The organism is Bradyrhizobium sp. (genome assembly GCF_004799445.1).
In the GTDB taxonomy this organism is placed as follows: Bacteria; Pseudomonadota; Alphaproteobacteria; order Rhizobiales; family Xanthobacteraceae; genus Bradyrhizobium.
In genome coordinates this window covers 1-13,215 of the sequence record NZ_SSNA01000100.1, presented here as the reverse complement: position 1 = coordinate 13,215, position 13,215 = coordinate 1, and the positions used below count along the sequence as shown (strand labels likewise).

At 63.0% G+C, this 13,215-nt stretch carries 13 protein-coding genes; 7 read left to right on the top strand and 6 right to left on the bottom strand.

The genetic code is table 11. The features are described from left to right. Nucleotides 1-111: 111 nt before the first annotated feature. On the bottom strand, nucleotides 112-699 hold the full coding sequence (locus tag E8A46_RS13570) for a sterol desaturase family protein (RefSeq protein WP_291561400.1): 588 nt from the start codon (nucleotides 697-699) through the stop codon (nucleotides 112-114). Nucleotides 700-826: 127 nt separating this feature from the next. Beyond that, a complete protein-coding gene (locus tag E8A46_RS13565) occupies nucleotides 827-1,543 on the bottom strand; it encodes a TetR/AcrR family transcriptional regulator (protein WP_291561398.1) in 717 nt (238 codons plus the stop codon). Between the two features lie 80 nt (nucleotides 1,544-1,623). Here E8A46_RS13565 and E8A46_RS13560 point away from each other — a divergent pair, with 80 nt between their 5' ends. Then, nucleotides 1,624-3,108, top strand: coding sequence for an MmgE/PrpD family protein (locus tag E8A46_RS13560; protein WP_291561397.1), 1,485 nt, complete (start codon nucleotides 1,624-1,626; stop codon nucleotides 3,106-3,108). A gap of 31 nt (nucleotides 3,109-3,139) precedes the next feature. Here E8A46_RS13560 and E8A46_RS13555 read toward each other — a convergent pair whose 3' ends face one another. After that, the gene (locus E8A46_RS13555; protein WP_291561396.1) at nucleotides 3,140-3,508 is read right to left on the bottom strand and encodes a DUF1496 domain-containing protein; all 369 of its coding nucleotides are present in this window, start codon (nucleotides 3,506-3,508) and stop codon (nucleotides 3,140-3,142) included. A 297-nt stretch (nucleotides 3,509-3,805) separates the two neighbouring features. Here E8A46_RS13555 and E8A46_RS13550 point away from each other — a divergent pair, with 297 nt between their 5' ends. The 4 genes from E8A46_RS13550 (at nucleotide 3,806) to E8A46_RS13535 (ending at nucleotide 7,938) form a co-directional block, all read left to right on the top strand. Beyond that, on the top strand, nucleotides 3,806-5,557 hold the full coding sequence (locus E8A46_RS13550; protein ID WP_291561394.1) for a caspase family protein: 1,752 nt from the start codon (nucleotides 3,806-3,808) through the stop codon (nucleotides 5,555-5,557). A 61-nt stretch (nucleotides 5,558-5,618) separates the two neighbouring features. Beyond that, nucleotides 5,619-6,194 (top strand): hypothetical protein, encoded by a 576-nt coding sequence (locus E8A46_RS13545; protein WP_291561392.1) that lies wholly within the window; start codon nucleotides 5,619-5,621, stop codon nucleotides 6,192-6,194. Nucleotides 6,195-6,516: 322 nt separating this feature from the next. Next, the gene (locus E8A46_RS13540) at nucleotides 6,517-7,152 is read left to right on the top strand and encodes a hypothetical protein (protein ID WP_363251712.1); all 636 of its coding nucleotides are present in this window, start codon (nucleotides 6,517-6,519) and stop codon (nucleotides 7,150-7,152) included. 516 nt (nucleotides 7,153-7,668) lie between these two features. Beyond that, nucleotides 7,669-7,938: a hypothetical protein gene (locus E8A46_RS13535; protein ID WP_291561390.1), complete on the top strand. Its 270-nt coding sequence runs from the start codon at nucleotides 7,669-7,671 to the stop codon at nucleotides 7,936-7,938. A gap of 237 nt (nucleotides 7,939-8,175) precedes the next feature. Here the strand turns inward: E8A46_RS13535 and E8A46_RS13530 are convergent, their stop codons facing one another. The 3 genes from E8A46_RS13530 to E8A46_RS13520 all read right to left on the bottom strand — a co-directional run bounded on the left by E8A46_RS13530 (nucleotide 8,176) and on the right by E8A46_RS13520 (nucleotide 12,201). Further along, the gene (locus E8A46_RS13530; RefSeq protein ID WP_291561388.1) at nucleotides 8,176-8,907 is read right to left on the bottom strand and encodes an outer membrane beta-barrel protein; all 732 of its coding nucleotides are present in this window, start codon (nucleotides 8,905-8,907) and stop codon (nucleotides 8,176-8,178) included. Between the two features lie 3 nt (nucleotides 8,908-8,910). Then, nucleotides 8,911-10,710 (bottom strand): porin, encoded by a 1,800-nt coding sequence (locus tag E8A46_RS13525; protein WP_291561385.1) that lies wholly within the window; start codon nucleotides 10,708-10,710, stop codon nucleotides 8,911-8,913. Between the two features lie 480 nt (nucleotides 10,711-11,190). Then, entirely contained in the window at nucleotides 11,191-12,201 is a 1,011-nt protein-coding gene (locus E8A46_RS13520; RefSeq protein ID WP_291561384.1) for a 2-dehydropantoate 2-reductase, read from the bottom strand. Between the two features lie 153 nt (nucleotides 12,202-12,354). Between E8A46_RS13520 and E8A46_RS13515 the strand changes: the two genes are divergently transcribed. Continuing rightward, nucleotides 12,355-12,909 carry a YidB family protein gene (locus E8A46_RS13515; protein ID WP_291561382.1) on the top strand — a complete coding sequence of 185 codons (555 nt, stop codon included), beginning with the start codon at nucleotides 12,355-12,357 and terminating at the stop codon, nucleotides 12,907-12,909. A gap of 55 nt (nucleotides 12,910-12,964) precedes the next feature. Continuing rightward, nucleotides 12,965-13,215: GlsB/YeaQ/YmgE family stress response membrane protein (locus E8A46_RS13510; RefSeq protein ID WP_291561380.1), on the top strand; the 251-nt coding region annotated here is incomplete at its 3' end.

The window sequence follows — 13,215 nt, the reverse complement described above, 5'->3', positions numbered from 1 at the left end:
CTCCATACCAGAACGACCGCCGGATCGCCAGTCCTCGGCGAACGTTCCCGTCGCGGCCGGGTTGTTCCTATGCCATTTTTCGGCAGCGCCTAACCGCCACCGGGCCTGCCTTCAGTAGAGCTGGCGCGTCGTGGTGCTTTTTTCGGCGGCGTCGGGTCCGTGCAGGGTGCCGAACACGCCGTCGAGCGCGGGATTGCTGACGCCAACCCAGTGCTTCTCGCTGATGAAATGATGGCGCAGGTGGTACTGCTTGATCCAGCGGCCGAGCCGCGTTCGCGGCTGGTAGGGAATGTGCGCGACGTAATGCACCCATTCATAATGCAGGATGGCCAGCGTCATTCCGAGCAACGCGGAGAAAGCGGCCTGCGTCCCGAATAAAAACCCGAACAGCCCGGCGGCGACCGCGAGGTTCGGCACCAGAAACCAGGCCGGCAGAAACAGCAGATCCAGCCGGTTCGGCTCAACGTGGTGGTCGTAATGCAGGCGGTGCTGCAATTTGCGCGCCGGCGGCCATGACAGCGGCGGCGCATGAAAGGCGAAACGGTGCATGCCGTATTCGCTCAGATAGAACAGCAGCGCGCCGAGCAGGATCAAGGCGGGCTGCAGCGAGATGGCGCCAGATAGCCAGGCCAGTATTTCCGCCGCCACGCCTACCAGCAACATCGCCACACTGCCGTGACGAACAAATATGAGAAGCATGTCCGGCTCTCCCCTGCCATCCGGCGCCATCCGGCCTGCGGCGCGCCATGTTGGTGAGCGATATCCTATCCCGCCAGCCCCCTGGCACGCCAGCATGGTGCGCGATCGCCGACCGGAACCAGGCGTCTCAAACGTCCGGTTTGGCCTTCGCCGGTCTGGCGCGCACCGGCGCCCGGCGCGCGCCCATGGTGGCTTCACCGCGCAGATCGTTCGGGTCGGGCGCCTGCAGCGAAGCCACCGTCGAGGAGACCAGCTGCTCGATGCCTTCGGCGATGTCGGAGCCGTCGGATTCTCCGCGGGAAAGCCGCGAGACCCGCTCCGGATTGACCAGGGCGTAGTACAGCGCCCCGAGCAGGAACTGGCAGCGCCAGACGATCGTCGCGCGCGGCAGATGCGGCAGACTTTGCTGGATGGCATCGATGAAGGCATGCGTCGTGTCGTCGAAGATTTCCGCGATGATGCGCCCCACCACCGGATTGCCTTCAGCCGACATCACGGCGCGCAGCCGCGTGAAACGCGCCCCGCCGCCCGCCAGATCGCTGCTCGAGGAAAACGCCGGCTGGACGTAGGCGCGCACGATCGCCTCGAGCCTGTTCTGCAAATCGCGCACCCGCATCGCCGCGACCAATAGCTCGATGCGGCGCTTGTTCATCGGTCCGCAATGCCGCTTGTAGATCTCCAGCAGCAGACCATCCTTGCTCTTGAAGTGATAGGTGATGCTGCCGGGGTTGGCGCCGGCTTCCTGCGCGATGTCGCGAATCGAGACGGCATTGAAGCCGCTGCTGGAGAACAGCGCCTCGGCGGCGCTGAGGATGGCGTCGCGCATGTTCGGGTTTCGCGTCATCGAATTCGACCCTATATTTCCTGCTTATTCGATTGTACCAAGAGAATGGTCTTTTCAACAAAGAAGCAAGAGGACGTATCATGCCGTTCACCGACCGCAGGACGATTTTGCGCGCCGCAGCGACCCTTCCGGTTTTCGCAGGATTGACATCAGCGACGGCGTCGGCGCAGGCGACCTCCACCGAGCCTCAAAAGCCCGCCGCCGCGCCTTCGGCAGCGCCGCCGCATGTGACCCGGATCCTCGCCCATTACATTGTCACCGCCCGATATGATGAGTTGCCGGACAACGTTCGCAAGGAAGGCGTGCGGACCCTGCTGAACTGGGTGGGCGTCGCCATCGGCGGCTCGCGCCACCAGACGGTCGACATCGCCGCATCGGCGCTCGCGCCGTTCTCGGGGCCGCATCAGGCTTCGCTGTTCGGCCGCCGCGAGCGGTTTGACATCATGAATGCGGCCTTCATCAACGGCGTCTCGAGCCATATCTTCGATTATGACGACACCCACCTGAAGACCATCATCCATCCGGCCGGCCCGGTCGCATCCGCGATCCTGGCGCTGTCGGAAATGCAGCCGGTGTCGGGCAAGGATTTTCTCAACGCGCTGGTGCTCGGCGTCGAGACCGAATGCCGGATCGGCAACGCGGTCTATCCGAACCACTATGACGTCGGCTGGCACATCACCGGCACCGCCGGGGTGTTCGGCGCGGCCGCAGCGGTCGGCAAGCTGCTCGGCCTCGACGAGCAGCAGATGGTCTGGGCGCTCGGGCTGGCGGCGTCGCAGCCGGTGGGCTTGCGGGAATCCTTCGGCTCGATGAACAAGAGCTTCAATCCGGGCCGCGCGGCCAGCAACGGCATTTTCGCAGCCTTACTGGCCGCGAAGAACTACACCAGCTCCGACGGCATGATCGAGGCCAAACGCGGCTGGGCCAATACCATCAGCACCAAGCAGGACTATCGCGAAATCACCGAGGGCCTCGGCCAGCGCTACGAGGCGGCGCTCAACACCTACAAGCCGTTCGCCTGCGGGATCGTGCTGCATCCGGCCATCGACGCCGCGATCCAGCTTCGAGTCGAGCAGAAATTCACCGCCGACCAGGTGAAGCGGATCGAGTTGAAGGTGCATCCGCTGGTGCTGGAATTGACCGGCAAGAAGACTCCCCAGGAAGGCCTGGAAGGCAAATTCAGCATCTACCATGCGGTTGCGGTGGCGCTGATCGAAGGCGCCGGCGGCGAAAAACAATTCAGCGACCGCGCCGTGCGCGATCCGGCCGTCATCGAGCTTCGTGGCAAGGTCGTGCCCGTGATCGATCCGTCGATCAAGCCGGAGCAGGTCGAGATGGCGATAGAGCTCAACGACGGCCGCGTGCTCAAGAAGCGCGTCGAGCACGCGATCGGCAGCCTGGAGAAGCCGATGAGCGACAAGGACCTCGATCGCAAATTCACCGATCTCGCCGGAGGAATCCTGCCCAAGGAGCAGACGGCGAAGGTCATGGAGCTGTGCTGGAACGTCGAGGGCCTTGCCGACGCCGGCGAGATTGCAAGGATGGGATCCCGGCCAGCCGCCTGATGGCGAAAAGGCGGCCCCATCCGGGCCTCGGCTACTCGCAATACTGCCGGCCGTTGAACATGAAGCACTTCGCAGACCCATCCGCTACCGGATGGACCCTGCGAAGCAAGGCATGCCGCCGGGTGCGGTGAACGCGCTGCTCGGGCGGATGATCGAGCGTCATCGGGGCCGTGCACCGCTCATTGATATCTCTGTCGGGAACGGGTTTCCACGTCGCGTGGGTCCCGTCGGAGGAGCAGACCTGCATCAGGGATTTCTGAACGCAGACATAGGCTCCGTCGCTGTAGGACCTGCTTTGATACAGGCAGGCCGGGGGAGCGCCCAGCCGCTGCTCCGGCGCGGCGACGGCGGCTGTCGAGCAGCCCAGGCAGACCAACATCCAAACGAAATAGCGAATCATCTCGATCACTCCCCAAGATGACAACCCGCGAGGGTTGTGGGACAGCGGAACGATTACAGCGAATCCCGATCACCTGCGAGCAGGCTGACGCCGTATTCGGCTTGCGACGACGGGCGTTGGCGCACCGCCCGGCCGCAACGCGCCTATGAAACGGATGGGCCGGCAGCCGTCCGTGAGCTATCTCACTTACACGGGGGCAGGAGGCCGATATCCCAAATGGTCAATGGCCGGACCGGCAACTTGCCGGCCAGGGCTGTGCTTGGTATGGATAGACAATAGGAATATTGGGGGCCTGCGGTGCGGTCCGCATTGCTGTTTTTTCTTGGATTTTTTTGGTGCATTTCCGCCGACCCGGCGCTCGCGGACAAGCGGGTCGCCCTCGTCATCGGCATGTCCAGATATCAGCAGGTGCCGAAGCTCACCAACCCGGCGCGCGACGCCGACGCGATGACTTCGCTGTTTCGGAAGGCTGGCTTCGATATCGTCGACAATGAGCGCGATCTCGGCATCTCCGACCTGCGCCGTGTCATCCGCGAATTCTCGGAAGTATCGCGCGATGCCGATATCTCGGTGGTCTATTACGCCGGCCATGGCATCGAGGTCGACGGCACCAACTATCTGGTGCCGGCGGACGCGAGGCTGTTGAGCGATTTCGACGTCGAGGATGAAACCGTTTCGCTCGACCGCGTGCTCAAGGCGCTCGATCCGGCCAAGCGCCTCAAGCTGGTCATCCTCGACGCCTGCCGCGACAATCCGTTCGCCAAGACCATGAAGCGCAGCGTCGCCAGCCGCTCGATCGGGCGCGGGCTCGCGAAGATCGAGCCGGCGATGTCGGACACGCTGATCGCCTACGCGGCGAAGGCCGGCGCGGTGGCGAGCGACGGCGACGGCGACAACAGTCCGTTCGCGACCGCTCTGGTGAAATACATCACCGAACCCGGGCTTGACCTGCGGCTGGCGTTCGGCCGGGTTCGCGACGACGTGCTGAAGAGTACCGGCAATCACCAGGAGCCATTCGTCTACGGATCGCTCGGCGGCGAAACCATGGCGCTGGTTCCGCAAACCGCAAAACCGGTCGATCCCGAAGCCGGCGCGCGTGTCGACTACGAACTCGCCGCGCAGATCGGGACCAAACAAGCCTGGGATTCGTTTCTCGCAAGCCACCCCAGCGGCCTCTATGCGAACCTCGCCCGCGCGCAGAACAGTAAATTGTCGGCCGCGCAACAATCCCGCAGCAAGGCCGACGATGCGCGGCGGGAGGCCGAAGAGCAGGCGGCGCTGAAAGCCGAGGAACTGCGCAAGCAGCTCGAAGAGCAAAGCACGCGCCAGACCGCCGAGGCCAAGCAGAAGCTCTCCGAGCAGGCCAAGAAGGATCTCGAGGAAGCGCGCAAGCAGGTGGCCGAACAGGCCAAGAAGGAACTGGACGAAGCGCGAAAGCAGGTCGAACTGGCACAGCAACAGGCCGAAGCCGCCCGGCAGCAGGTCGAGGAAGCCAAGCGTCAGGCGATTGCGGAGGCCCAGCGCCAGGTCGAGCAGGCCAGGCGCGCTGCCAGGGAAGACGCCGAGAAGGTCGCGTCGCTGACGCCGAACCAGACGATCCCGCAGCAGCCGCCGCCGGCGCCACGGATCGACCAGGCCGACGTCGCCCGATTGCTGCAGGCCCATTTGAAGCGTGTCGGCTGCAATGCGGGGAATGTTGACGGCAATTGGGATGACAGCTCCAGCAAGGCGCTCGATCTCTTCAACAAGAACGCGCAAACCCGGTTCGACATCAAGCTGGCCAGCCTCGATGCGCTGGATGCCGTCCGCAACAGGCCCGATCGCGTGTGCCCGCTGAACTGCGCAAAGGGACAGCGCGCGGAAGGTGATCGCTGCGTTCAGATCGGTTGCGGCAGCGGCTTCTTCCTGAACTCCGGCGGGGCATGCGAGAAACGCCAGGAGCCGGCGCCGAAGGCGCGGACCGCGACAAAGGACCCGGCGCCTCGCCGGGCCGTTCCGTCAGGCGGCGGAAAATGCTTCTCATTCAACGGAAAGAATTATTGCGAATAAATCGTTCTGCGATCCCTCAGGGGATGCGTGGGAAAGTCATTGTGTGAAACGGAGATCATTGATGAAATTGCGCGCCAATCGCCGGAGCCTGCGCCGGCTGTCATACCCTGTCATTGCCGCGATCGTGGCGCTGCCAATGGCGTCGTCCGGCACGCTGGCCGCACCGTCGCAACTTTACGGCAAGTCGGTGATCGTGAGTTGGCAGGAAGACAGGATACAAACCACCGACAGGGACGCACAGCCGACAGCGGTCACGGGATCGGGGCAGCTTTCCGTCTATATTAGCGAGGCCGGACATGCGTTTAGCCGCGTCAGCATGTCGGTGACGAACAGGCGTGGAACGAGATCGGGAAATCGCGACGCGGTTCAGGGCGAGAGTTCGTCCCGATCGGTCAATTTTCACGGCAACACGATGAGCGCGAGCATGCCGCGCGGCAACGCCGGGGCGATGCAGATATCAGTCACCTTCGACTCCGGCTTTCAGGGCTGCAGCGCACGCGTGGTGACGGGAAAGGCGGGCGGCGCCCAGTCCACCCGCGTCACCAGCATGATCACGGGTCGCGAACACGAATTCTACTCGGTCAAGACCAGCGGCGAGAGCTGCCGGGTGCAAGGCGGGAATGTGTTCGGCAACTAGCCTCGGCAGTGACCCGCCGGCGATTCCGGCCGCGTGACCCGGCTTTCGGAATCTCCTGGAAATGGTGGCCGATGGCATTCCTTGCAGCAGGCAAACGAGGCGGCCGAGTGGACCGCCCCGTTCGCGACCGGCGTGATCGGTGCTGTTTGAGACTGCTTTTGTTCTGGATCGGCCTTCCGCTGTGTCCCGCCCGCCACGGTTGAGGAATAGGCTCGCAGCGACCGCGCGAAAAAAGCGCCGGTTTCGGGGTGACAAGCCGGCCAATAATGGCGACAATCCATGGAATCAGTGTCATTCGAATCCACTTTGGGAAAAATTGTTCGTGATCGCATCACGCACCTTCGCCTTGACGATGGCCGCGATCGCCGCAAGCGTCGTGCTGCAGCCTTCGCGTGCGCAGGCGCAGTGGTGGGGTTCGCGCGCGCCGGCCGATTTCGAGGAATGCGCCGACATCGCCGAGAAGGCCGCGACCAAAGAAGCCAGGACCGCGGCGCTGTCGGCGTGCAACGCGAAATTCGCCGGACGGCGAAAGCCCGGCGGCGGCTACAGCTATTTCGATTTCATGCAGAACCGCAATTTCGATATCGCGGGGCCTAATCCGACGCCCGAAGAGCAGAGGCATATCGACGAACAATACACCGCCTACCTCGACAGTCAGCGGCGCAGCAGCATCGCGGCGGCGTTCGCAGCGAAGCAACAGCAGCAACTTCAGGCTTCGCTGAAAAATGAAACCGAAAGGGCGCCCCTGACGACCGGCATTACCGGGAGTACCGGGAGTACCGGGAGTACCGGGAGTACCGGCAAGCCACAGCCGGCGTCGAGCGACGTCAAGCGGATGAAAACCACGAGCTGCGCGCCGCATTCCTTCTCCTGCGAATGGCCGCGGCTTTCCGAAGGAATCAAGGACCTGAAGAAGGCGCTGTTCGGCTCCTCTTCGAGCAAGGCCAAGCGAAGCTAGGTCGATTTCACCTCTGCCGCTTGCGGGGAAGCATGGGCTGCCTCCGGTGGCCGTCCTCGAATAGCGAGCGGATAAGTTCTTATCGCGAACCTGCGTTTGATGACGCCGGGGATCACCTCAACGGCTCCTTCGGGGCTGATGAGGATCGACCGCACGGTCGCCTTTGCCGTTTGCAAAACCGAAGCGAACGACGCTCACACAGACTGCCAGTCTGGCCTGCGAGCAAGGCCATGTTCTTCGACGGCACTGCAGCAACTCAGGGATCATCCGGGAAGATGCGACTATAGTCGCGTCTTCCCTGAGCATGGCCCGACAAAGCATAAATCGAATTTTAGAAACGGCAGGAGTTTAATTTGCAGACCGGGGGGTTACATGGTGGGGGTGGCCGGATCTGCTTTGCCGCTGCGTATTGTTGATGACTTTGCAGGGCCTGGCACGTTAACGTGAGAGCATATTCCGGAACGAACGGGTGTCGCCTTCGCGTATCTCATGCATGAAACCCAAAAGGAGAACATCATGACCAAGTTCGGGCTGATTGGAGCGACGGCACTTTCGCTCACGCTCGCGGCCCCGGCTATGGCGCGCGACATCCACCCTGCCAAGGGCGCGACGCAGAGCGCCCCTGTCAATGCATACGCATCGGCGGACCCACGCCTCCCCGTCCAGGATGCTCTCCGATGGGGTTACAGCCAGGGATACAGCAATTACCCTTCGGGCTGGGGCGGTCTCTACGGCGACGGCCGCTACCCCGGCAACACTATCTCCAACCCCAATCACCCCTTCTGAAAATTCTGTGCGGGGATTTGGTCCAGCAGCGTCCGATCAAATCCCTCGCTTGCCGTATTGGCCGGACCAGTCGGATCACGGGTAATAGAAGTTATCGAGACAGCAGGCGGCCATTTCCGCTCATGATCGGAAGTTGACCTTCGCAGTCTCAAGCAACCGCGAAGGCTGCGTGAACATGGCTGCATGAAAAAGCCCCGGGCGCTGCCGGGGCTTCTTGAGTCATTGGAGCTGGAGCAATCAGTATCTCGCGACCACCGGACCGCCGAACCGATAATTGATGCCGGCGCGGACCACGTTGTCGTCCAGCGGCACCGAACCGCGAGTGCCGGGTCCCAAATTCAGCGTGTTAAAACCCGGGCTGTCAAACTTCATGTAGAGCCACTCGAACTTGGCCGACCAGTTGGGCAAAAAACCCCATTCGAGGCCGCCACCGGCCGTCCAGCCACTGCGGGTGCTGGACGATGAGACGATGAGCGCGTTGGTGCCAGTGTCCTTGACGCTGGCCGTTACGCCTGCCCCGGCGTAGCCGCCAGTGCCGTAGAACAACAGGTTGTTGACGGCGTATCCGAGGCGAGCCCGAGCCGTTACGAGCCAATTTTCCTTGGTCGAACTCGCGAAGGCCGGATTGCCAACGAACGGTCCATCATCGGGGTTGGTGCCGATCTCGCTGACCCAGGACGCGTCGCCTTCCACGCCGAAGACAAAGCTCGACATCTGCCAGTTATAACCAAACGTGCCGCCGACCAGACCGCCCTTGACATTGTAACCACGCGTATAGGCGTCTCCGAACGGATCGATGTGGTTGCTCGTCCCCAAAGATCCGCCACCGGCCACACCGATATAGAAGCCGGTCCAGTCGTAGATCGCGACGGGAATGGGCGCCGCCTTCATCGGCAAATCAGCCGCTGAAACAGCCGTCGGAGCGAGAACCAAAGCAGTGATTGCGCCCAGCAAAATATGTTTTGTCATGACTTAGAATCTCCACTGGAGGCCGGTCGAGACCCCGGCGAGGGTGGGGCCGACCCAGCAATGCGGTTGGGAAACCAGGCCGCCCGATGCGCCGAAGGCCGAGTGACAGTCGGTGGTGACGCCGTGTCCGCCGGCGCCCAGATCGTAGTGGGCGTTCGGTCCGTTGATGGTCGCCGCCACCGCGGTGTACCAGGTCAGGTTCGATCCGAATTTGTGCTTATAGGTCGAGGTGACCATGTCTGCCGCGTTGTCGTTTGCAAAAGCGGTCAAGCCGCAGCCAGCGCCGCAGTCGGTGCCCAGCGAGCCGGGAATCGGAGTGGCGGTCGGCACAGAATTATGCTGTCCGGGATCGCCGTTGCCCTTGAACGCGTGCGCCCAGCCGAAGCTGGCGCTGTCTTGCGGCGTCAATTCCTGGGTCAGGAACGCCCAGGTGCCGTTTCGGGTGCGCTCGTTCTGGAATTGAATGAGCGGGCTCACATAGCGGTGCATCATTTCGAAGATGCCGCCGACCGTGGTCTTGGTCGAGAAGGTATACAGCGCCGCCACCTTGAAGGCGTCTTCGTCCGCGACATCCGCGTTGAAGGCGGCCAGCTGAGCGGCATTGGGGAAACATCCCGCGCCCCCTACCGGGCAATTGACGAGCTGGAAGGTCGTTTGGGCGGAAGATCCGACTGCGTAGATGCCCGAGATGTCGCTCTGCCGGTTGACGTTGGTGTGCCGCTCGTAGGCCACGGTGGCGTAGAACGGTCCGTTGGTGTAGCTCAAATTGGCGCTGTAGGCGTTGCTAAACGCGCCGTCGTTACAGCCATTCGGAAAAAGTCCGCCGCTGGTGGGATCGTTGCCGCCGGCGCAATCGGATCCTCCTGCGGGGATATTGTCGCTGATGGTGCTGCGGTTCTGGCCCGGCGAGAACAACGCATTGAACTGGAATCCGGCGATCGTCGGCGATTCGTACCAGATCGAGTGATCGAGCCGGCCGCCGAATTCGACGCGGTTGTCGCCGCCGGTATTGCCCATGACGACACGCATGTCGCCGATCTGGCCCGCGAACGGATTGAAGCCGCCGGTGGAGTTTTCGTAGGGCGCGGTGGTCTTGCCGATCTTGATGGCGCCGAACTCGGGCGATGCAAAGCCGATGTAGGTGTTGCGGTTGAACAGGGAGCCGTTGGTGTTTTCGCTGACCTGGCTGTTGGTCTGCTTCAGGCCGGGCGTCGAAGAAACGTCGAAGCCGACTTCGAGCTGATAGACGAAGTTAGCCGGAAAGTTGGGGAGATTCTGGAAGCCGCGGACACCGAGATAGGAGCTGTTCGACGAAATCGCCGGCATCCAGCCGAAATTTCCGGCCGGGAAAGGCTCGCTTCCACCAGTAAAGGCGGGGTTGGTGTCAATATTTCCTCCGAAGGCTTTCGTCGTATCGTCGACAGAAAGGTCGATGTTGCCGTACCCCGTGATCTCGCCGCCCGGGGTGTAGAAGGTGAGCGGGTTGCCTTTCTTGTGCTCAAGAAACCCGTGGCCGTTGACGTCGATTTCGGGCGCCGTGAGCGACCGCGGCGGGGTGGGCGTAGCCGTCATGCTGGCGGCGCGCGCGGCGGGGGTATTAGCAACCGGCGCGGTGCTCCTGGCAGACTCACCCTTGTTCAGCCGCGCCCTGAGATCGGCATTTTCCTTGGCGAGCCTCTTGTTGTTCTGCTCGATCGCATCGAGCCGCGACAACACGTCGTCGAGCTTGTCCGCATATGCGGGAATGGATTGAGTAGCGACCCCCACGGCCGCAATGGCCACGCCCAGTGCAAACTTCTTCATCGTCATCCCCCGTAGAACGACCCCTGGAAAGAGCCGGTAACAAACTGACTGCGTTGGTTAATGCCGTCAATGTGATCAGCTAGGGGCCAAAAATATCGCAAGTGCGAAGATCTTCGGACGTCGATTGCTTAAAGATATGGCATGTCAATGACATACTGCGGTGCAACACTCATGTTGCTGCGCGGGAAACATTGTGTCATTTTCGCAACGATTAGGAATAATGTATACCAATAGAAATATTGTATACCAACTCGCGGGAACTGGACCTTCGCCAAGTCGAGAGACGGCGCGTAGCGGAACTGGAGGCGGGCGGGTCTTTCGTTGAGGCACCGGCTGCCCAAAGATCGCCATCGCCCGACGAGTGGGCAGCACGCCGCAACGCTCCGTTCGCAACAATAAGAAACCCGGATGCTTGCGGTCGCTACCGCCGATTCGACAGCAGTGTTGGAATCAAAGCCGGCGATGATCGCCGGTTATGTGTCAGACCGTGTCTGATCGAATTTGCTCCGGCGTCAGCGCCGGCGAACCCTGGCCCGCGGCTTCCGCGCGCTTGATCAGCGCGACGATGCGGCGCGACAGCGGCACCTGCAGCTGCCTGCGGTCGGCGATTTCGGTGATGACGCCCTGCAGATAATCGATCTCGGTGCGCCGGCCGCGCTGCAGATCTTCTGACATCGACGAGCGCGCTTGCGGATCGATCTTCATCGCCCGCCCCAGCGCCATGTCGAACATCGCGTCCGGCAGCCGCAGCAGATGCGGCGCCCAGCCTGCCGGGATCGGCGTCAACGACACTGGCCTGATGCCCTCGGCCCTGATCGCCGTCAGCCCTTCGGCGATCTGGTCGGCGAACAGCCTGCGCCACGGGCGCTGCGCGAGCTGCTGGCGCAGCGGCAAACCGGAAAGCGCGTTGAGCGCGTTGTTGAGATTGAGGAGCAGCTTGCCCCATTGCACGCCGGCGATGTCGCGCGTGGCGCGCATCGTCAGTCCCGGCACCGCAAGCCGGGCCGCGCTGTCGGCAGCGTCCGCTTCGATCACGATATCGCCCGAGGTGGCGCGGTGAAATCGCCCCTCGCCGGCAGCGATCACGTTGAACGGCACCATCGCCGCCAGCACGACGTGCCCGGGCAATCGCTGGCGCAGCACCGCCGCATTGCCGATGCCGTTCTGCAAGCTGACGACCACGGCATCGGACGGCGCATGCCGCGCAATCACGTCGGCGATCTCTGCCGTATCGGCGCTCTTGACGGTGACCAGCACCACCCCGGCGTCGGCGAAAACCGCGGGATCGTCGGACAGCGTCAACCGGTTCGCCGCGACGTGCCGCTGCGAGTCCTCGAAGCTGGTCAGCGTCAGCCCATGGCCTTCGATCTCCTCGATCACGCGCGGACGCGCCAGCAACGCGACGCGACGACCGGCCGCCGCACACATGCCGCCGACAAAGCAGCCGATGCTGCCAGCCCCGGCCACGCCGATCGGTCGATCCAGCATCATCCCGCCATCCTTCTGCCAGAAGCCATTCGATAGCAGACTTTACCGCGCGCCGCCTCTCGACGCACCGCAAGCTTGTGGCGGCTCGCCTTGTAAGCGTCATACCGCGCCGATATGTTTCGCGAAGGCGGGGCGAGCACTCGGCAGGAGATGACGATGGGCTTACTCGATATACTCAACGGAATGCAGAACGGTCCGCGCGGTCCCAGCAATCCGAGCCCGTCATCGGGCGGCGGGATGTCGCCGATGACCATGGCGATCCTGGCACTGCTGGCCTACAAGGCGGTCAAGCACTTCGGCGGCAGCCAACCCGGCGCAGCACCAGCGCCGGCGCCCGGCGGCGGAATGGCCGGCGGTGTTGGCGGCGGTCTGGGTGATATTCTCAAGGGCGGACTGGGCGGCCTGCTCGCGGGCGGCGCGGCCGGCAGCGTCATCAGCGGCGGATTGGGCGACCTGCTCAGGCAATTCCAGCAGAGCGGCCACGGCGACACCGCCAATTCATGGGTGAGCGCGGGCCCCAACAAGCCAATTTCGCCCGGCGATCTCGCCACCGCGCTCGGCGCCGATCAGATCAACGGCTTGATGGCGCAAAGCGGCCTGTCGCGCGAGGAACTGTTGAGCGGCCTCAGCCAGCAACTGCCCGAGGTGATCAACCATTTGACGCCGGACGGACGGCTGCCGACCGAGAGCGAATTGGCGGGCCGGCTTTGAGGCGGTCAACTTCAGCTTTTTGAAACCCTGCTTTTTTCAGAAAAGGACGACTGCGATGTTGCATATCATTATCGTCGGCTTCGTCGCGGGGATTATCGCGCGGCTGCTTTCGCCGGGCCCGAACAATCCCAGTGGATTCCTCCTGACCACGGCGCTCGGCATCGCCGGAGCGTTTCTGGCGACCGCCGTCGGCCAGAGCATCGGCCACTACGACCCCGGTCAGGGCGCCGGCTACATCACCTCGACGATCGGCGCTCTGGTGGTGCTGTTGATCTGGAACAGGCTGGTGGCGAGCCGCGTGATTTC

Bases quoted from the DNA above. Each gene is read 5' to 3' on its own strand.
- E8A46_RS13560 (WP_291561397.1), top strand. From the start codon at position 1,624: ATGCCGTTCACCGACCGCAGGACGATTTTGCGCGCCGCAGCGACCCTT.
- E8A46_RS13545 (WP_291561392.1), top strand. From the start codon at position 5,619: ATGAAATTGCGCGCCAATCGCCGGAGCCTGCGCCGGCTGTCATACCCT.
- E8A46_RS13570 (WP_291561400.1), bottom strand. From the start codon at position 699: ATGCTTCTCATATTTGTTCGTCACGGCAGTGTGGCGATGTTGCTGGTA.
- E8A46_RS13565 (WP_291561398.1), bottom strand. From the start codon at position 1,543: ATGACGCGAAACCCGAACATGCGCGACGCCATCCTCAGCGCCGCCGAG.
- E8A46_RS13520 (WP_291561384.1), bottom strand. From the start codon at position 12,201: ATGATGCTGGATCGACCGATCGGCGTGGCCGGGGCTGGCAGCATCGGC.
- E8A46_RS13555 (WP_291561396.1), bottom strand. From the start codon at position 3,508: ATGATTCGCTATTTCGTTTGGATGTTGGTCTGCCTGGGCTGCTCGACA.
- E8A46_RS13515 (WP_291561382.1), top strand. From the start codon at position 12,355: ATGGGCTTACTCGATATACTCAACGGAATGCAGAACGGTCCGCGCGGT.
- E8A46_RS13535 (WP_291561390.1), top strand. From the start codon at position 7,669: ATGACCAAGTTCGGGCTGATTGGAGCGACGGCACTTTCGCTCACGCTC.
- E8A46_RS13530 (WP_291561388.1), bottom strand. From the start codon at position 8,907: ATGACAAAACATATTTTGCTGGGCGCAATCACTGCTTTGGTTCTCGCT.
- E8A46_RS13525 (WP_291561385.1), bottom strand. From the start codon at position 10,710: ATGAAGAAGTTTGCACTGGGCGTGGCCATTGCGGCCGTGGGGGTCGCT.